The following is a 17,795-nucleotide window of genomic DNA, read 5'->3' as shown; positions in this document are numbered from 1 at the left end:
TCAATCCAATTGTTCAACATCCTAGAGCCCCCCTTTTCGTTTTCCGATTGTTCATTATTTCCTAACCCATCCAAATCTTAACATCTGTATCCGTCTTTGCGCAAGGGGTCATTTGAAATATTTGTTTAAAACCTGTCTGACTCATGCGGCAGATCCAGCTCGCTCGAGGAAATGCCTTCCTCAACCGCGAATTCAAAATCCTCAATATCATAAATTTGTACCGGCACCTCTGCCTCTATTAGCTTATCTTGAAACTCAAACTGATCCGAAAGCAATGGCAATTTCAGCTTCAAGCCTGTAAGGAGCAGCTCCGTTTCTATCGGGTCAAACATTTCGCCATAATGCGCGTTGTCGACAGCATGCACGACAGTAAATTGAATCAAGTCATTTAGGAGCAATGGCGAGCTTTCTCTCCACGGCACCTGCATCGCCTTTTCAATCTTTTTACGGTTGAGCGAGTCCTCAAAAAAAGCGATCAGCTCGTTTATTTTGTTTTTCACGTGCCCATCATCATCAGGATCGTCCATCAGGGGATCGGCACCGTCTCTCATTTCGTACAGCTCGGCTATGGATGAATAAGGCACGACATAATCTATTGGACGGCTCGGTACAAGAAGATGCCCATACGTTGCCACCAATACTGCTTCAATTACAAAACGCCGCCGCATGTGATCTCCTCCAATCATTTTGTGTAAAAAAAGCTAGCTTCATATAACTTGATTTACTTGGTAAAAACGGTTCCACATTATTATACAATATTCCCTTGCCTGTACAAGAGAGTCAAAAAACCAATTTGCACAATATGTGCGCCTCGCAGTAAAATGAGCGTTAAGCGATAGACGAGAAGCAGCTATACGTCATATTTTTTAGGAGGATACTACGCATGCAAATAGAAGAAGCGATCATTATCGGAGCAGGCCCCTGCGGCTTGGCTGCAGCAATCGAGCTGGAGCGAATCGGCCTTCATCCACTTGTCATAGAGAAACGAAATATCGTTCATTCCATCTCGCAATATCCGACCTATATGCATTTTTTCAGCACGCCGGAATTGCTGGAAATAGGTGATATCCCATTTACGACCGCCAATGATAAGCCATCTCGGCTCGAAGCCTTGAATTATTACCGGACAGCTGCCCAGCGTCATCAGATCCGCGTTCAAGCTTATGAAGCAATAACGAGCATAACGTCTGAGAATGGCGCATTCATCCTGCACGGCGAGGACCGTTTTGGGCAAAAAAGCCTCTACAAGAGCCGATATGTCGTCATTGCAACGGGCTACTTTGATCATCCGAACGAACTTGGCATTCCGGGCGAGCAGCTTAACAAGGTCAGCCATTTTTTCCGCGAATCACATCCTTATGTCGGCATGAAGGTCGCCATTATTGGAGGCAGCAACTCGGCGATCGACGCGGCGCTGGAGTTAGAGCGAGTGGGAGCGGAAGTAACGGTCGTATATCGCGGCCAGGATTACTCCGCCAGCATTAAGCCATGGGTCAAGCCAGGTTTCCAGAGTAAGGTGGCAAAAGGCTCGATCCGCATGCTCTTCCAATCTACTGTTATTGCTATCGCAAACAACGACATAACCGTTCGCGGCCCCGAAGGCGAAACTCGTCTTCCGAATGATTTCGTCCTGGCGCTTACCGGCTTCCATCCTGACCGCAATTTCCTTACTTCAAGCGGGGTTTCGATGGAGGAGGAAGGCTATCCCACCTTCCAGGAAGATACGATGGAAACGAACGTACAAGGTATATATCTTGCTGGCGTCGTTGCTTCCCGGCATGAAGCGAATGAAATTTTCATTGAATCCGGCCGATATCATGGACGGAAAATAGCAGAGCATATTTTAAGCAAAAAAGACATAGCGGCTACCTAAGCCGTTATGTCTTTTTGTGCGATGCGGCACTATTTCTGTTCCTTGTCGAGCTGTTGTTTGAAAGCGGCAACCTGCTGATCATCAGGCAGCTTATCGCCGTACCGTACCTCCTCATATACAGCAATAAAATGGTGCATGCGCACTTGCTCATGCTTGCCTTCCTTCCATTTCGCCATATCGTCTGACGTTTCACGCGGCGTCAAATGAGCTTTAACCGTATAGCCCTGCTCGGCTTCCGCAAACAGCAAACGCGAATACAAAAATCTGATTTTGTCCGCATTCGAGGCAAGCCCGCTCCATTCTTTGGAAAATGAACGTTTCTTAGGCAGCAGCTTTTTCAGCTTATTTCCCATTTGCTCCCGCCAATTCGTTAATGTCATTAAAGTCTCAACCTTATCCGTAAAGCCGGCTGCGCTGCTTCTGCTATCCGCGCCCCGCTCCAGAAGCTTAGCCGCGATCAGTCTCGCCCATTGATACAACTTTTTGAAAAGAACAAACAATATGATGCATACGAAGAGGATGATGAGCACCATCCCGATTATTTTCAACATTTTCTCCAGGAGCAGCATCCAGTCGGAGGGCGGCTTCATCTCTTCAACCGGCAGCATCTCGGGCTGGGGATTGTTTATAGGCTTTTCACCCACGGGCGCTTGCGTCTCTGGCTGGTTTAGCCAGCTCATGATCCGGTCGAGGCTGGAATGAAAGAAGCGTTCAATCGCCTGTTGAATTTGCCGGAACAATGCAAGTATGCTGATCAAGCTGACGATTAGGATCATCATTAGCCGATTTTGTCGTTTAAAGGCTAAAGTAGCCGATGTTTTTCCCGTATCTATCGTCTCATTGTTCAAATGCCGTTCATTGGCAAAAAAGAAAAATAAAATAACGGAGGCAATTCCGCAGATGATCAGCACTCCGTCATAATCAATTAGCCTTTTGAACAAAATCAGCTTCATCGGCTGCATAATCAAGTAGATGATCACGCCGATTAACAATCGTGAATTTGGAAACGAGACTGCCCATCCGCTTAATTGCGCAGACATGCCTCTCATTGCGATGATAGCAGCCGCGAAGCCGCATAAAACGAATGGAACAAATTTTGCCTCTCCTGCCCCTGCGACAATGACTAATGCACTGTGTACGGCCCCAATTCCTATTGCTAACAGCAGTCTAACACCGTAACGCAGCTTGTTTAATGTACCGGTTATAAGCGATGCAGCCCAATAACAAAAAGGTAACGTGGCTATCCATACCCAAATGTCCGAGGCCGGCAGTACGTACACAGCTACAATCATGAAGATAGGCAAATAAAAAAATAGTTCAATGACGCCTTGCCCAAAGGCCTTCATGGAAAAGGCTCGCTTTATAGCATCACTCATGCGATCACCTCGTCTCTGCTGTCTTCAGAAGAAGCTTGTCCGTCATGATCCGCTGCCAGCGCCTTATCCGTCAACAGCCAAACCGCTACGGCATTGCCGTTATAACGAAGCTGCTCAGCTTGCAGCTCAAGCGCATCATTCCAATATGAGGTAATGATAAGAACATCCCGCTCGCTGTAGCCGCTCAAGGCTTCTCTCTCAAGCATGAGATGAAATAGCTCCGTTCGTTCAATCTCAAGCTTTGCCATTATTTCGAAAATCCCAATCAAATGCTCATGTCCGGCCCGCGGTTCAATGTGAGCGCTTTCCTTGATGCTATTGCCCGCTATTGGCATATTTGTCGCGAATCCTACCTCCATGCCTTGCTGAATGACGGCCTCAGCCGCACCTGCCGCCCACTCGATGCCGCGTTCAATAATCGTGATTTCGTTCACGTTACGCCACATGCCCTCTGCATCATCTACATTCAAATAAATCATCAGCCTGCGATCCGCCGTAAAATCATACTGATGTACTTGAAGTGTTCCCGTCTTTGCTGTTGCTTTCCAATTGATCTGCTTAAACGTGTCGCCGGCTTGATAGCTTCGAACGCCTGCAAGGATGAATGGATCACTGACAATCCAGCGGCGAACCGGTTGATCGCCCTGCCAGCTATGGTACGGCAGCTCATGGATGGGCACCAAAGCGGGCTTGGGGTAAACAAGAAGCTCCCCTAGGAGCGCAATTTGCTCAGATGCATGGGATAGCCCAAGCAAATCCCCGCCGGTCAGCGTAACGGTGTGAAGCTTATACCAGCCGCGCTTTGCGCATGTGATACGGTGCGTTCGCGTAATTTTGGTATAGGGTGATAGGCTGAAGAAGCTCTTATGGTTTTGATAAAGCTGTCCGCTGCTGACGGAGAAATTATCAAGCTGCTGAAAGTGCAGATGCGCAGGCAGCTGCGACTCCACGCGAAGCCATGGAACCGGCAGCCACTTGGCATTAGCTATCTCCTCGATCAGTTCTACTTGTTCGCCGCTATAGCAAGCCTTTGCTTTAAAGCGTCGCTCGTATTTGATGTGCCGCAGCACGAATCGTTGAAATACCTGGCCCTGTAAATACAAAATTCCGACCGCCGCAACGATAAACCAGAATAAGATCATCGGCTGGCCGCCTAACTTACAGGAATGGCGGCTTCCGTAGGCACGGCCGTCACACGAATAATATCATCAATTATGGAATCCGCCTGTTTAGCCGTACGCTGCATGCCCCGAATCGCCAAGCGATGGGAAAGGACGGGCTTAGCCATTGCCTTCACATCATCCGGCGTAACGAAATCGCGCCCGCGCAATATGGCATGAGCCTGCGAAGCACGCAGGAGCGCTTGACTGCCGCGCGGGCTAACCCCGACCGAAACCTCATCCCGCTTACGTGTCTGCTCAACGATTAGCAGCAAATAGTGAAGCACATCGTCCGTCGCCTTTACTGCTGTATAACTTTGCTGCGCCTTCTGAATGACTTCGCTTCCAGCAACGGGCTCCAGCTTGGAGAGAGGGTCATGGTCTTTGAATCGTTTTAAGAGCTGTAAGCCCTCCTCAGTCGTCGGATAGCCCATTTTGATTTTAAACAGAAACCGGTCAAGCTGCGCCTCGGGTAGAGGGAACGTGCCTTGGTGCTCTACCGGATTTTGTGTTGCAATAACCATAAAGGGACGCTCCAAAAGCTTAGTTTCCCCGTCAATGCTTATTTGCCGCTCCTCCATGCATTCGAGCAAACTAGATTGCGTGCGCGGCGTCGCGCGGTTGATTTCATCAGCCAGCAGCAAATTCGTAAATAAAGGGCCCGCTCGAAATTCGAACTCGCTTATTTTTTGATTATAGAAATGAATGCCGCTCAAGTCCGACGGAAGCAGGTCCGGCGTAAATTGAATGCGTTTAAACGTTAAAGACAATGATCTCGCGAGCGATTTTGCCAGCAATGTCTTACCCGTACCTGGAACATCCTCCAGAAGCACATGCCCTGAAGTGATTAGTCCGATCAGCAATAAATCGATGACTTCCTCTTTCCCGACGATTACACGTCCAATGTTTGCTTTTACCTGCTCTGCTAATTGCTTTATGGCTTCAAAAGGCATTGGTCAGCTCCTCAGTTATGTTGTAAAGCCGGTACGATCGCGCTGAAGCTTTTGCAGCTCCCGCCAGCGGATCATGCGAATACCTTCCTCCTGCAGCGTCTGCCTGACTTCTGCATCGCGGAACAGCTCCAGCTCAAGGCCGCGCTTGACAGGCTGACCGTGAAAGGCATTCAGCTCATCTGTAACGAGAGAAGGATGGATAATGAGCTCGGTTACACCGGGATGCAAACTTTTCATTAGCTGCTGCATATTCGTTTTTAGAGAATTGAAAGTCTCGCCATCCTGCAATTGGAACGGAAGTCCCACTAAGTAATCAAGAATGACAACACCCTTCGAATCGGCAAGCTGTGCAAGCAGCTTGGCTTGATCGGCAAGCTCAGGCGGCGCTACCTGCCCGTTCTCCTGCAGCAAATAACGAGGCAAACGGAACGGCAGTCCGTAGGTGGCGCATACATCAAACACAATAGGCAGAAAATGACGTCCCGTCGCTAATCCGTACAGGCTGCCCATATGATTATCGGCATGCGATAGTTTCATTCCCATTGCCAATGCCATTTCGATTTGTGCGATCAATTCCTCTTTTACCTGCTCTGGATCAGCTTGCTGCTCAAAGGTTTTGCTGTCCTTCGGAAAATAATTTTCATTCGTAACAAGCGAGGCCGTACTCCCTTTGCGATTGACCGGTCCCCAGCGATAAAGATCCCATTCACTCGTAAAGGTAAAATGTACGCCGACATCGACCTCTGGATGCCTCGCGCTCCAGAGCGCCGCTTCCCTTGCCCATCCGCAGGGCATCATTAAGGTGGCCGAGCTAACCGTATTATCAAGAAGAAGCTGCTGGATACCGCAATTAACCGAATGACATAACCCGTAATCGTCCGCGTTTATAATAAGAAGCTTTTCTCCTTCATCATATCCAAGCGCTTTAGCTAAGCTCATCCGTTATCATCCTCCCCAATGCTCATTAATCCATTTGCAGCCAAAAGCCGATTGATCGATAATTTTGCAAAGCACATCCTCGCTGTCTAACTGCTCTCTTAAGCGGACCGCAAAATGCAGCGCTACATCAAGCAGCCGCAATTTCATTAATGACGGTAATTTCTTCAGCTCCTGAACAGATAAAGGATACGAATCCTGATACCCTTGAAGCAGATGATTTATCTTATCTTGAAAGACTGTATCGTCTTGCTTGATCAAATCGACGACGATTACAGCAAGCTCCATTGCTCTTACGTCAACCGTCGTGAATTCAAAATCAAGCACGCCGATAATCGCTTCATTCTGTGCGACCGTATTATTAAAAACCAGATCGCCATGGATCCATTGCTTAGGCAGAAGGGCGAGCTGCTTGCACTCTTCTTCAAGCTTCAGGCGTTCCTCCTGAAGGGCTTCGAAGCAAGGTCTTCTTGCCGCAAGCGCAACAGAGCGCTCAGCCATCGTCAGAAATGCTGTTCCATCCATTGATGCATACGTATCTTCCAATAAGTAATATGGACTATACAATGGCTTCCGAGCAGGCCGGATGCTGCCTAATGCTCGGGAAAGCTCTGCTGCCGTACGTCCAAGCGCATACACATGAGCCGGATTCGAAACGGATGGTCTGTCGCCTTCAATATAATGAAATAATGAGGATAATGAGCCATCCTGCGCGATGCTGACCGTATCTCCCCGTTTATTGCGTATCGGGGTAGGCACCTGAAACGAGAGCGTCTGCTTCTTCAATTCTTCCAGTACTTCATGCTCCAGCCTTACAATATCCGCATCCTGGTGATTATTATATATACGCAGAACAAACCGTTCTTTGCCCGAAGAAATCATTCGGGTCGTATTGTTCATACCGCTTTCGCGGTGCTCAACCACGCAAGGATAATGGAACTCATATTCATTCAGATAGGATGTAAAATCTATGGTGTCGTTCAAGCCGTTATCCTCCTTGATCTTCCTTCAGCAGCCGGTTCAGCCGATTTCCCAGCTGTTCCTGCCAGCTTGCCGCAAGCTCCTGTACGTCAAGCAGCTCACGGATGCCCTTTAAGTCTTCTTTATCCTTATACATTAGGCGGTTAGCCTCTGTAATCGTCTTACGGGCGGGATGCCTATGCGTAACTGTGAAAGCCGTACCAGCCTCTATTCTGCCCTCTTGAAGCACCCGGAAATAAAACCCTGTATATCCCATACGTTGAACATGCTCAGGCAATTCCGGCTGTTTATGCCTTAATCCAAGCTTATAGCATGGCTGCCTAGGCTGACTCACTTGAAGGATGACTTCACCAGCTTGAACAATATCGCCTATGCATAAATCGTCCTCTGTCCAATTCGACAACGTGAAATTTTCACCGAAGGCTCCATACTCAAACGTTTTGCCTTGCTGCTCATTCCAGTAGGCGTACCGCTTCTCGAAATATACGCAAACCGCCTTGTCCGGTCCGCCGTGATGAACCGTATCGCCTTGCCCGTCGCCTTGCAGCCCGGTAATCGTTAGCAAATGAGACAGCTGAGAAGACTGTTTGAATATGCCGGATAAAACTTCCTTGATGCCATGAGCGATAGTTACCGGCTCGCCAATATTAAGTGAAACGAGGCAAGCCGTATCTAGATCATGCTTCATTTTTTCATGTTCCTCCTAAGCGATTCTGTTATTTGACTATTATAATCTTGGGAGGGAGAAGTTGGCAAAGAGATATAACCACATTAATATTTAATGTAATTAATATATTGAAATCGCTTTCGACACGTTTTCAACAACCGCTCCCGTTACATGTCGAAAAGCTTTCTTTTGTGTAGCTTATTGCGTTTCCCCGGGAAATATTTTTGAATAGTCCGAATATTTCCTGTATTTGCGCATCTCTATTTCCCGGGATCATTTTTGAAGATTTTACGAGAGGCGCCAGATCATGCTTATCCTGCAGAAGCAGGCATTGCAGCGCATAACGCAGCCAATATTATTACTCCGGCAATAGCTTGGATCATCCGATCACCTCTATATGTAACTGTATGAATCGAATTCGAACGTCATGCAAGAGGAAAATCGGTTGTACTTGAACAAAAAATAGCTTCGCATCTATCATTAGATGCGAAGCTGCGGGGCGGTATGTTGCTTAATCAGCTTGCAAAAACCGCTGTTCAATCAAGCTTTAAACGGGTACTAGTCGTTAACGAGCATAGGCCCTAAAGGACCATCCTCGTTAATAATATCCTGCAGCTCATAAACGGATATCGGAAAATATAAAAAACCATACACATACGCAGCCAATTCGTAGAGTTGAAAATAAATGACAAGTGACCGGTCCGCCACATAATAATCCTGATCGGGCCGAATAGCCTTAAAAGGCTCCAGCGTATCAATCTTTCTTGCCTTGATTTGAGCGCTGACGATAGCGCTTATCCGTCCCGCATAATCCGAACCCGGTTTAAACAGCTGGGCCAGCGTGTAAGTTTGACCGGTCGATTGCTTGAAAGTCAGCGATTTCTGCAGCGTTAAACCATGTGCTCCGCCGGTATAGGCATAATTAAACAACGACAAGCTGAGATAATCCTTTTCATTTGTCTTTTGCTCGAAGTAGCCTATCATCTGCGCCCTCGGGTCGTCGAGGGGACCTTGATTATGAACCTGCTGCTGTACCGTTTGATGAATGATATGGTTTATTTTCATATCCGCGGCTTCGCTTCTGCCTCCGCTTACATGAGGCAGCGACAGCTCTGCTTTCGGAAAATCAGCTTTTGCAGTTTGCACGACGACAGGCGAATGAAATGGCATGTAGAAGACACCTTCCTATTCGGTAAGATGCTCCATTGTATGCAGCTTCCGGCTCATTTCATGCCAATTAATGCCGCCATGCGTCGAGGCCGATACGCCTCGCAGCTTGAATTGCTCTGCTTCGTAGAACGGAATAAGATGCTGCTCGCACATCAATATGATCGTTTCGATGCCGCTTGACTCGCACTGCGCGATAAGCTTCCGGAGCAGTAACGCTCCAATGCCTTGAAGGCGATATCCCTCATCTACCGCTACCGTGAGGACGCAAAAGTTGCTCCCCTCTTGCAGATCGGCTTGAGCTCCCTTCAGCTCGTCGCCGCATGCGCTCTGCGACGTACGAATACCATTCGTTATCCCTACTAATTTATTTCCGAGCCAAGCCGACCAGAAGTAGGGCCGATAATGCTCATATCGATATTGAAAGCCTTTCAGCGTTGCCGCCGCTTCCGGCGTGTAGCAGCTCTGCTCAAGCTTGATAGCCGCATTCAGCTCGTCCTCAGCTATGATCCGCAGGTCAATGCCAATCACAGCAGCGCCTTCTCGCGTTCGGTCAGTCTCCTGCCGCTAACGTCAAGTACAAGCTTTCCTTTTTTCAGACCGAGAATACGGTCGGCAAATCGCTCTGCCCAGTCTCCCTGATGCATGACAGCAATGACAATAACTCCCTGCTCCTTGCATAGCGCTTTCAAGTCGTTCAATACTTGATCGGCCGTATGCGGATCTAGTCCCGATACCGGCTCATCTGCTGCGATAACTTTGGCGCCGTGAACAAGCGCTCTGGCGATTGCCATACGCTGCCGTTCACCGCCACTGAGCGTGCTCGCCTTTTGATGCGCTTTATCTATAAGTCCACGCTTCTCGATCATATCCATCGCGCCCATATAATCGTCATTGCGAACCATGCCTGTCCATCTGCGCCAAGCCGGTGTTTGTGAAACAGAACCGATGATAACATTTTTGAGTCCCGTCTTATTAGGAAACAAAAACGGCTTTTCTTCTACGTAAGCAACCTCCTGCCTCACTTTAAGCCTGCCTGAGAAACCCAGCTTAAAAATATCCTTGCCATCGAACTGGTAAGTGCCCTCGCTCCATTTTTCTTGCAGAGCAAGACAACGAAGCAGCGTCGACTTCCCGCTTCCGCTGTCGCCTTTTATTGCGATAAAATCACCTGGATAAGCCTCAAAGCTAATATCGTCAAGCACCTTCGGCCCACCTGGAATTCGTCTGGATAGGTTCTTTATTCTGATCATTTTCCGCGCTCCTTCTGTTTGCAGCAACTGCCTCTATGAATCTAGTTTACGTTAAACAAAAAACAGTTTCCATACGAACAAATGTTTGGTATAATAAAAACAAGAACAAACGTTCTATCGATCATCGAATTCAAATTATTGAAGGAGGCCTGATCACCATGAATAACATCTGCGAAAATTTCCGTTATGTAGAGAATACTCGTCCTGGACGCGACTTAACCTTTAAGTTTTACGCCGATGGACGGCTTATCATTATTGATAACGTTGCAGAGGAGGTGATCACTCCCAAAGATTTGAAGGGTCCAAGCAGGGACTTCTATGTACGCAGGCGTATCGCTTTCATTAAGAATCAATTAATTGCCTCGCAGCTCAAATATGCATAAATACAACTTAAGGAGAGCAAATGCCAGGCACGCTCTCCTTTCCGTTGTTCAACCATTCACTTTATGACTAAGGAAGCTGCTTGTTAATGCCGTTTAAGCTTGACGGTCGCTTAGCGAATTTATTGGTTTTCAGTTTCCCCGACTGTCCGTGAAGGCCAGAATGATTTTGACGATTATCGGTTTTATTGCTCTTATTAAATACCATCACATTCACCTCCATTACCATTATGCCTATTTTATTGGATAACTATGTAAAAAAATCAACTTGTGCTCCCTACATTGACTCAGCCCCTCCATTTGCGGTAGATTGATCATACAGTTTCAAGTTCCGCAAAGGAGATTACCTACATGAAGCAACAAATTATGTTTGACCTCGATGATACTTTAATTCACTGTAATAAATACTTTTACCTGGTAATCGATCAATTTATTGACGCGATGACTACTTGGTTCGGCAGCTCTTCCCTGGTCACGGTTCAGGCAATCCGGGATAAGCAAATGGAGATCGACATTGCCGGCGTAGCTGTGTTCGGTTTTAAGAGCGAGCACTTTCCTCAATCCTTTGTCGATACCTATATTCACTTCTCCCACTTAACAGGCCGCAAGCGTTCCACAAATGAAGAAAACTTTCTATGGAAGCTTGGTCTGAGCGTCTATGAGCATGATACCGAGCCTTATCCAAATATGGAGCAAACACTCTTCTCGCTTTCGGAATCCGGTCATGAGCTTCACCTGTACACAGGCGGCGAGCTGCCAATTCAACGCCGAAAGATTGAGAAATTGAATTTGGAGCGCTACTTTGAATCCCGTATCTACATTCGCAGACTGAAAAATAGTGACTCTTTGGAAAGTATTTTATCCACAGGGCAATTCGATCGCAGCAGTACATGGATGGTAGGCAACTCCATTCGCACAGATGTTGTGCCCGCGTTAACGGCTGGTATTCATGCCATTCATATGCGCGCTGTGACTGAATGGGAATATAATGTCGTTCAGATTGAAGTCGAACCGAAAGGCGCCTTCTTAACCTTAGATCACCTCAAGGACGTACCCGACGCGATTCACGGTTACGTTAACCGCTAATTCAAATACGAAACAAAATAGACCCGAATCTGTCTCATGGAGAATGAGACGGATTCGGGTCTATTCGTGTTGGCTCAAGCTTGTCTTCTACTGCTCGATCGCCAACTCCCCTGTATCTACATTTTTAATTACAATTTTGCCTTCTCCAGGCGTACCATCTTCTAATTCAAGCTTCAGCTTAGCCGTCTTCCCCTTCTCGACAAGCGCTTTAACCTGCGAATCAGTCAGACTCCGTCCGAAGCTTTGCTTCCAAATGACGAACTTACAGCCTTCCTTATAATGAGAACAGCCGTAGCCTTTGCGTCCCATAAAAATCGAGCCTCCGCAGCCCGCACGCGGACAGGTCGTAATGATCGTTGGGCCGCTTGAAGCAGCCGCAGCCGCAGCAGCGCTTTTCTTCGTTGTTCCCGCAGCGTTCGCTTTCGTTGCCCGACTGCGAGGCGCGGCTGCCGCCTTACCCGCTGATCTTGCCGGCGCTTCGCTTTCAAAAGACGTTTTAGCCGCGCGCGACTGAACGCGAACCTTGTCGACAATCATTGTCGCGAACTTTTTCACATTTTCCATAAATTGTCCGTCAGAAGCCGTTCCTCTTGATATTTCATTCAGGCGCCTTTCCCATAGTCCGGTCATTTCCGGAGAGGTAAGAAGATCGATTCCCGCTCCGCGGATCAGCTCGATGGCGGTTCGTCCTTTTTGCGTTACTTGTATTTTTTTCCCTTGCATATCGATATAACCAACGTTTTTCAAACGCTCTATCGTTGCTGCCCGCGTGGCAGGCGTTCCGAGACCCGAGTCCTTCATCGCATCGCGAACGTCCTCGTCCTCAATTTGTTTGCCCGCGCTTTCCATTGCCTTCAGCAGCGTTCCTTCCGTATAATGCTTTGGAGGCTGTGTATCCTTCTCTTTCACAACCGCATCTGCGCAAATAACAGCTTCTTCTGCCAAAATCGAGAAAGGCTCGTTAACCTCGATCTCTTCTTCCTCGGCATCTTCCTTATCTTTGCTCTTAGACGTCGACTTCGCTTTCTCTTTCTTCTGATCCGCATAGATGACCTTCCAGCCTAAGCTTAGCAGCTCCTTAACATTTGTCTTGAACATTTCGTTCTCCACCTCGGTCATGACCGTGTGCACCTTATATTCAGCTGCTGGATAAAACTGGGACAGAAATCGCCTAACGATCAAATCATAAAGCTTTTGCTCGTCTACACTTAGGCCGCTAGCTTTACGATTCGTAGGCAAAATAGCATGATGATCCTCTACCTTCGCAGGGTTGCAAATAGACTTGTTCCCCTTATGGACAAGACTTCGGTTTGCTCCCTTTACGAGTTCATCGTACACCGATCCCTGCAGCGCATTCAACGTTTTGTGCATCTCCGGTATGTTCTGCTCGGTGACATAGTTCGAATTCGTTCTCGGATAAGAGATCACCTTATGCTTCTCATAAAGCGCTTGTGCCGTATCTAACGTTTTTTTCGCTGAAAAAGCATACTTGCCGTTCGCTTCCCGTTGCAGAAGCGTAAGATCGTACAGCTTGAACGGATATTCCTTCGTATCCTTAACCTCGTAGGAAGCAATCCTTCCCTGCTTTCCTTTAACCTTGGCTGCGAGCGCTTCAACCTTAGCTTGATCGGTCATTCTCTCGCCCTGCCACATTCCTAGGTACGTCAGCTCATTTTGGGTGAAGTGCCCCTCAAGTTCAAAAAACTTCAAGGACGAGAACGCCTCGATCTGCTTCTGGCGATCATAAATGAGCGCGAGGACAGGTGTCTGTACTCTACCTACAGATAGCAGCACATTGTGCTTCGTCGTAAATGCGCGTGACCCGTTCATCCCAATAAGCCAATCCGCCTCGCTTCTAGCAGTAGCGGCACGCGTCAAATTCTCGTATTCGGCCCCCTCCTTCAGCTCCGCGAAGCCCTTGCGAATCGTCTCCGGCGTAAGGTCCGAAATCCACAGCCGCTTTACAGGCTGGCTAAGCTTTAGATGCCGCTGAATAAGCGAGAAAATATATTGACCCTCCCGCCCCGCATCGCAGGAGTTTACGAGAAGATTGCTGCGCTTTGCCAGGTCGCCGATTACTTTCAGCTGATCAATCGTTCTTTTATTCGGCACGAGCTTGAATTGCGCCGGAATGATCGGAAGATCGTTAATATTCCATTTCTTATATCGATCGTCATAAGCATCCGGCTCCGCAAGCCCGATCAAATGCCCGATTGCCCACGTAATTATATATTGTTCGCCTTCTATGTAGGAACGGTGATTTTTTGCTTTGGGATCGATTGCGGCTGCTATATTTCGTCCCATATCGGGTTTTTCCGCAATGATTAGTGTTTTCAAAAGATTATCGCTCCTTCATTAAGCATTTCGCAAGCATACAGCTAACGCCAACCAACATGGCAATAGCTCGCCCTGAAAGGCAGTGCCTCACAAACATTTTACAAACTTCTCGTTAAAAATGGAATCCTTCTCACCCTGTCAGAGAATGGAAACCACTTTAAAAAATAAAACCCAACGGGACGTTTGTCCCAAGTTGGGTTCATTGTTTAAAGGCTTTGCGGCATGATCAGCCGAGCCGTTATTTAATTATTGTAAGCCAGCTATTGACTGGAAGCCGGGCTATCCAAATATGCAATGATCGTAGCAAAAATGGAACGTACGCCGTCCGACCATTTTGGATCCTCCGCATACTTCCGGTTAATCCATTGGAACGGGTCCATATCTGCCGGTCTTTGTTTGCTTAAATTATATACTGTCCGGGCCGCGATCTCAGCGGATTGTCCAATATTCGTATTAAAGTCCTGCCAGCTATGAAAAACATTAAACGGATTGTTCGCGATTCGCTTGTACTGCTTATTCGTCTTCGGTACAAAGCCCTGCTCTTGACCGGTAATGGCGAACAAGACGGCAGGGTGAATATTGAATGCTTGCGCGGCGGATACGATGGCGTCAAAATAAGGCTGCTCAGCTAAAATAGATGATTTCGACTGCAAATATTCAACCATCCGAACTTGATCAATTTCTTGATAACGGAGCTCAGCGGGCAGCCCGTCTGATGGAACGGCAACCGGTTGTACGGGCTTCATGACGACCGGCGGCTGAAGCTTATGGAGCAAAGGCTTGCTCATGGACCAGCCATACAATAAGGAAGAAGCAATTAACAGCGTACATAGCGCACTGTACATAATGGTTCTTGAGCTTAATCTATACGATAATGCAGTCCACCACTTTGATACAGGTACAGGGAAAGTAATGACCTCAGCAGTACCCGCAGCTGGCGCTTCATTTCGCTGCTCGACGCCCTCTGCGACAAGAAATCCCCTCAGACGCGTTAAAAGGCCGCTCTTAACCTCGTCCGGTACGATGTCCGTTTGTTCCCCGGTCACTGACAGCTCGTCCATTAATCGCCGCATAACAGGCTTCTCACAGCTCACATACAATTGCTCCTCCACCCACAAATGGAACGGCTCGTATATGCAGGGATCAGATCGGTCGAGCGCCAAACAGGCCTGAAATATATCTTCGGCTCTAACCGGTCCAAGGCGGTCCAAAACGGCCGTTCTAATCAACGTCTCCGTTACATGCTGCTTGACGCTGTCCTCGAAATTCGGCAGCTGCTTATGTATGAGCCGCTTGACCGCATCCGCTACGATCTCCGCCCGCTTCTCTTGCGGCATCGCAGCGTATTTGTGCTGAACGTAGCTTCGGATGTTCCGAACGTCTGTCGGCGACAGAACGTATGCTTCTTCGGTTGGCATGACGAATCGCCCCTTCGCGTCATCTCAAACCGATTTTACCACAACTTTCCTTAAGATGGTGAGCTTAGTTTTTGAATTTCCGAGTGAATGTGCGGCTGCATGATAAAAGCAGTAATTTGTTCCTTTTCGCCCGCCGTAAACTGATACTCGCAATCGCAGCCTTCATCATGCGGTACGATTTGCGCGATCGTTCCGTCCACTGTACAAATGACGAGTGCCGTCAAATCAATCAGATCATCAGGCATTTCCGACTCCGGAGCAAGCTCAAAACGCAGTATGATATCTACCCACTGCTCATCCCTCAGCTCAATAGCAGGCCTAAATGAACGAAAGGTAAGCTCTGTTATTCGGTCTAATCCATATTTAATCATGCGATACCTCCTTCTGCTATGAACCAATAACGCTATTCTCAGCAAGAAAAGCGCCCGAGGGCGCTTCTCTTCGCGTATATTATGCTTTGCTTACGTTCCTCATTCTTGTCCGAACATTAAGGCAGCATCGACGAGCCCATCAAATACTTATCTACTTCACGCGCAGCTTCGCGTCCTTCGTTGATTGCCCAAACGACTAAGCTTTGACCGCGGCGCATATCACCAGCAGCAAATACTTTGTCAATATTTGTCGTATATTTTCCGTAAGTTGCTTTCACGTTCGTGCGGCGGTCTTGTGCAAGACCAAGCTGCTCGATTACCGTCGATTCAGGACCTTCAAAGCCAACCGCGATGAACACTAAATCTGCAGGCCAAATTTTTTCTGTTCCTGGAATTTCTTTATAAATTTTACGTCCCGTTTCATCAACCGTACGCTCAATTTGAACCGTGTGAAGCTCCTTCAGGTTTCCGTTGCCGTCGCCGACAAATTTCTTCGTCAGAACGGAGAACGCTCTTGGGTCTTCACCAAACAAAGCTTTCGCTTCTTCTTGCGCATAATCAAGTGTATACACATTCGGGAATTGCGGCCAAGGATTGTTTACGCTGTCGCGCACAAGCGGCGCCTTCGCATGCGTACCGAATTGTGTAACTGATTTACAGCCATGACGAAGTGCAGTAGCTACGCAGTCCGTTCCAGTATCGCCGCCGCCAATGACGATAACGTCCTTGTCTTTCGCGGAGATGTAGTTACCGTCCTCCAGGTTGGAATCCAGATAGCTCTTAATTGTGCCGTTCAGGTAATCCATAGCCATGTGAACGCCGTTCAAATCGCGGCCTTCCATTTCTACGTCACGCGCTCTTGTCGCACCGCCGCAAAGAACGACTGCGTCAAAGTTTTCAACAAGCTCATTAGCGGTAATATCTTTGCCGATTTCTGTATTCGTTACAAATTCAACGCCCTCAGCAGCCATCAAATCAACGCGGCGCTGAACAACATGCTTCTCAAGCTTCATCGTAGGAATGCCATAAGTGAGCAAGCCGCCAATGCGGTCTGCACGCTCGTACACCGTTACGGTATGCCCTGCTTTGTTCAATTGAGCAGCCGTTGCCATGCCGGCAGGCCCAGAGCCTACTACGGCAACACGTTTGCCTGTACGCACTTTCGGTGGCTGAGGAACAACCCAGCCTTCTTCAAACCCGCGATCAATGATCGCTTGTTCGATTGTTTTAATCGTAACCGCATCGCCGATCAAACCAACGGTACAAGATCCCTCACAAGGCGCAGGACAAACGCGGCCTGTAAATTCAGGGAAGTTATTCGTTTTATGCAGACGGTCAAGCGCTTCGCGCCACAACCCGCGGTAGATCAAGTTATTCCACTCGGGAATCAGATTGTTAACCGGACAGCCCGAAACAGAGCCTGCCAGCTCGATCCCTGTATGGCAATATGGCGTACCACAGTCCATGCAGCGAGCTCCCTGCGTCTTTAACTGCTCATCCGAAAAATGCTTATGAAATTCTTGCCAGTCTTTAATGCGCTCCAGCGGGTCGCGATCGGCCGGCAGTTCGCGTTGATATTCCATAAAACCAGTAGGTGTAGACATGATCGCATTTCCTCCATCCATATTTCCCGTTAACCTGTGTTTCGATTCTCTTTCAAACTATATCGGGAATCCATCAAATATTCAATAACAAACTTTCTCAAAAACGAATATTTTGTCAAAAGCGCTCGATTTCTATTTTACAACATCCTAGCATTCAAGTACTTATATCGTTAATGGATTATCCGCACAATCATTTGCACTTTATGACATATCGTTCGTCAAATGTTCGTTTC

Annotated in this window: 18 protein-coding genes; 3 read left to right on the top strand and 15 right to left on the bottom strand. The window is 47.8% G+C overall.

The genetic code is table 11. The features are described 5' to 3' along the window. Nucleotides 1-125: 125 nt before the first annotated feature. Entirely contained in the window at nucleotides 126-668 is a 543-nt protein-coding gene (locus tag ASG81_RS27445) for a hypothetical protein (protein WP_056642220.1), read from the bottom strand. 215 nt (nucleotides 669-883) lie between these two features. Here ASG81_RS27445 and ASG81_RS27440 point away from each other — a divergent pair, with 215 nt between their 5' ends. Continuing rightward, entirely contained in the window at nucleotides 884-1,873 is a 990-nt protein-coding gene (locus ASG81_RS27440; RefSeq protein ID WP_200961629.1) for a YpdA family putative bacillithiol disulfide reductase, read from the top strand. A 29-nt stretch (nucleotides 1,874-1,902) separates the two neighbouring features. Here the strand turns inward: ASG81_RS27440 and ASG81_RS27435 are convergent, their stop codons facing one another. The 9 genes from ASG81_RS27435 to ASG81_RS27395 form a co-directional block, all read right to left on the bottom strand. Beyond that, nucleotides 1,903-3,249: a DUF4129 domain-containing protein gene (locus ASG81_RS27435; RefSeq protein WP_056642216.1), complete on the bottom strand. Its 1,347-nt coding sequence runs from the start codon at nucleotides 3,247-3,249 to the stop codon at nucleotides 1,903-1,905. After that, the gene (locus ASG81_RS27430; RefSeq protein ID WP_056642212.1) at nucleotides 3,246-4,391 is read right to left on the bottom strand and encodes a DUF58 domain-containing protein; all 1,146 of its coding nucleotides are present in this window, start codon (nucleotides 4,389-4,391) and stop codon (nucleotides 3,246-3,248) included. The genes ASG81_RS27435 and ASG81_RS27430 overlap by 4 nt, the downstream gene beginning before the upstream one ends. A gap of 11 nt (nucleotides 4,392-4,402) precedes the next feature. Next, nucleotides 4,403-5,362 (bottom strand): AAA family ATPase, encoded by a 960-nt coding sequence (locus ASG81_RS27425; RefSeq protein ID WP_056642207.1) that lies wholly within the window; start codon nucleotides 5,360-5,362, stop codon nucleotides 4,403-4,405. A gap of 15 nt (nucleotides 5,363-5,377) precedes the next feature. After that, nucleotides 5,378-6,301: a polysaccharide deacetylase family protein gene (locus ASG81_RS27420; RefSeq protein ID WP_056642204.1), complete on the bottom strand. Its 924-nt coding sequence runs from the start codon at nucleotides 6,299-6,301 to the stop codon at nucleotides 5,378-5,380. A 6-nt stretch (nucleotides 6,302-6,307) separates the two neighbouring features. Next, complete coding sequence (locus tag ASG81_RS27415) at nucleotides 6,308-7,282, bottom strand: phosphotransferase (RefSeq protein ID WP_056642202.1); 975 nt, start codon at nucleotides 7,280-7,282, stop codon at nucleotides 6,308-6,310. 4 nt (nucleotides 7,283-7,286) lie between these two features. Further along, entirely contained in the window at nucleotides 7,287-7,967 is a 681-nt protein-coding gene (locus ASG81_RS27410; protein ID WP_056642200.1) for an MOSC domain-containing protein, read from the bottom strand. 537 nt (nucleotides 7,968-8,504) lie between these two features. Then, nucleotides 8,505-9,116: a DUF3298 and DUF4163 domain-containing protein gene (locus tag ASG81_RS27405; protein ID WP_056642198.1), complete on the bottom strand. Its 612-nt coding sequence runs from the start codon at nucleotides 9,114-9,116 to the stop codon at nucleotides 8,505-8,507. A 15-nt stretch (nucleotides 9,117-9,131) separates the two neighbouring features. Next, complete coding sequence (locus ASG81_RS27400; protein ID WP_056642195.1) at nucleotides 9,132-9,644, bottom strand: GNAT family N-acetyltransferase; 513 nt, start codon at nucleotides 9,642-9,644, stop codon at nucleotides 9,132-9,134. Then, complete coding sequence (locus tag ASG81_RS27395) at nucleotides 9,641-10,366, bottom strand: phosphonate ABC transporter ATP-binding protein (RefSeq protein ID WP_056642191.1); 726 nt, start codon at nucleotides 10,364-10,366, stop codon at nucleotides 9,641-9,643. The genes ASG81_RS27400 and ASG81_RS27395 overlap by 4 nt, the downstream gene beginning before the upstream one ends. A gap of 158 nt (nucleotides 10,367-10,524) precedes the next feature. Between ASG81_RS27395 and ASG81_RS27390 the strand changes: the two genes are divergently transcribed. After that, nucleotides 10,525-10,749, top strand: a complete 225-nt coding sequence (locus tag ASG81_RS27390) for a hypothetical protein (protein ID WP_056642188.1) — start codon at nucleotides 10,525-10,527, stop codon at nucleotides 10,747-10,749. Nucleotides 10,750-10,816: 67 nt separating this feature from the next. Here the strand turns inward: ASG81_RS27390 and ASG81_RS33310 are convergent, their stop codons facing one another. Next, a complete protein-coding gene (locus tag ASG81_RS33310) occupies nucleotides 10,817-10,954 on the bottom strand; it encodes a hypothetical protein (protein WP_235549052.1) in 138 nt (45 codons plus the stop codon). 143 nt (nucleotides 10,955-11,097) lie between these two features. Here ASG81_RS33310 and ASG81_RS27385 point away from each other — a divergent pair, with 143 nt between their 5' ends. Beyond that, nucleotides 11,098-11,832, top strand: a complete 735-nt coding sequence (locus ASG81_RS27385; protein ID WP_056642185.1) for an HAD family hydrolase — start codon at nucleotides 11,098-11,100, stop codon at nucleotides 11,830-11,832. Between the two features lie 87 nt (nucleotides 11,833-11,919). Here the strand turns inward: ASG81_RS27385 and ASG81_RS27380 are convergent, their stop codons facing one another. The 4 genes from ASG81_RS27380 to ASG81_RS27365 form a co-directional block, all read right to left on the bottom strand. After that, a complete protein-coding gene (locus tag ASG81_RS27380; protein ID WP_056642183.1) occupies nucleotides 11,920-14,169 on the bottom strand; it encodes a type IA DNA topoisomerase in 2,250 nt (749 codons plus the stop codon). A gap of 260 nt (nucleotides 14,170-14,429) precedes the next feature. Beyond that, nucleotides 14,430-15,587: a glucosaminidase domain-containing protein gene (locus ASG81_RS27375; RefSeq protein WP_056642181.1), complete on the bottom strand. Its 1,158-nt coding sequence runs from the start codon at nucleotides 15,585-15,587 to the stop codon at nucleotides 14,430-14,432. Nucleotides 15,588-15,637: 50 nt separating this feature from the next. Then, nucleotides 15,638-15,958 (bottom strand): hypothetical protein, encoded by a 321-nt coding sequence (locus ASG81_RS27370; RefSeq protein WP_056642178.1) that lies wholly within the window; start codon nucleotides 15,956-15,958, stop codon nucleotides 15,638-15,640. Between the two features lie 116 nt (nucleotides 15,959-16,074). Further along, entirely contained in the window at nucleotides 16,075-17,562 is a 1,488-nt protein-coding gene (locus tag ASG81_RS27365) for a glutamate synthase subunit beta (RefSeq protein ID WP_056642174.1), read from the bottom strand. Nucleotides 17,563-17,795: the final 233 nt, after the last annotated feature.

The organism is Paenibacillus sp. Soil522 (assembly GCF_001428245.1).
Classification (GTDB): Bacteria; Bacillota; Bacilli; order Paenibacillales; family Paenibacillaceae; genus Pristimantibacillus.
The sequence above is the reverse complement of the archived record's forward strand: the minus strand, read 5'-3'. Positions and strand labels throughout refer to the sequence as shown.

Bases quoted from the DNA above. Each gene is read 5' to 3' on its own strand.
- ASG81_RS27445 (WP_056642220.1), bottom strand. From the start codon at position 668: ATGCGGCGGCGTTTTGTAATTGAAGCAGTATTGGTGGCAACGTATGGG.
- ASG81_RS27440 (WP_200961629.1), top strand. From the start codon at position 884: ATGCAAATAGAAGAAGCGATCATTATCGGAGCAGGCCCCTGCGGCTTG.
- ASG81_RS27435 (WP_056642216.1), bottom strand. From the start codon at position 3,249: ATGAGTGATGCTATAAAGCGAGCCTTTTCCATGAAGGCCTTTGGGCAA.
- ASG81_RS27430 (WP_056642212.1), bottom strand. From the start codon at position 4,391: ATGATCTTATTCTGGTTTATCGTTGCGGCGGTCGGAATTTTGTATTTA.
- ASG81_RS27425 (WP_056642207.1), bottom strand. From the start codon at position 5,362: ATGCCTTTTGAAGCCATAAAGCAATTAGCAGAGCAGGTAAAAGCAAAC.
- ASG81_RS27420 (WP_056642204.1), bottom strand. From the start codon at position 6,301: ATGAGCTTAGCTAAAGCGCTTGGATATGATGAAGGAGAAAAGCTTCTT.
- ASG81_RS27410 (WP_056642200.1), bottom strand. From the start codon at position 7,967: ATGAAGCATGATCTAGATACGGCTTGCCTCGTTTCACTTAATATTGGC.
- ASG81_RS27405 (WP_056642198.1), bottom strand. From the start codon at position 9,116: ATGCCATTTCATTCGCCTGTCGTCGTGCAAACTGCAAAAGCTGATTTT.
- ASG81_RS27395 (WP_056642191.1), bottom strand. From the start codon at position 10,366: ATGATCAGAATAAAGAACCTATCCAGACGAATTCCAGGTGGGCCGAAG.
- ASG81_RS27390 (WP_056642188.1), top strand. From the start codon at position 10,525: ATGAATAACATCTGCGAAAATTTCCGTTATGTAGAGAATACTCGTCCT.
- ASG81_RS33310 (WP_235549052.1), bottom strand. From the start codon at position 10,954: ATGGTATTTAATAAGAGCAATAAAACCGATAATCGTCAAAATCATTCT.
- ASG81_RS27385 (WP_056642185.1), top strand. From the start codon at position 11,098: ATGAAGCAACAAATTATGTTTGACCTCGATGATACTTTAATTCACTGT.
- ASG81_RS27375 (WP_056642181.1), bottom strand. From the start codon at position 15,587: ATGCCAACCGAAGAAGCATACGTTCTGTCGCCGACAGACGTTCGGAAC.
- ASG81_RS27370 (WP_056642178.1), bottom strand. From the start codon at position 15,958: ATGATTAAATATGGATTAGACCGAATAACAGAGCTTACCTTTCGTTCA.
- ASG81_RS27365 (WP_056642174.1), bottom strand. From the start codon at position 17,562: ATGTCTACACCTACTGGTTTTATGGAATATCAACGCGAACTGCCGGCC.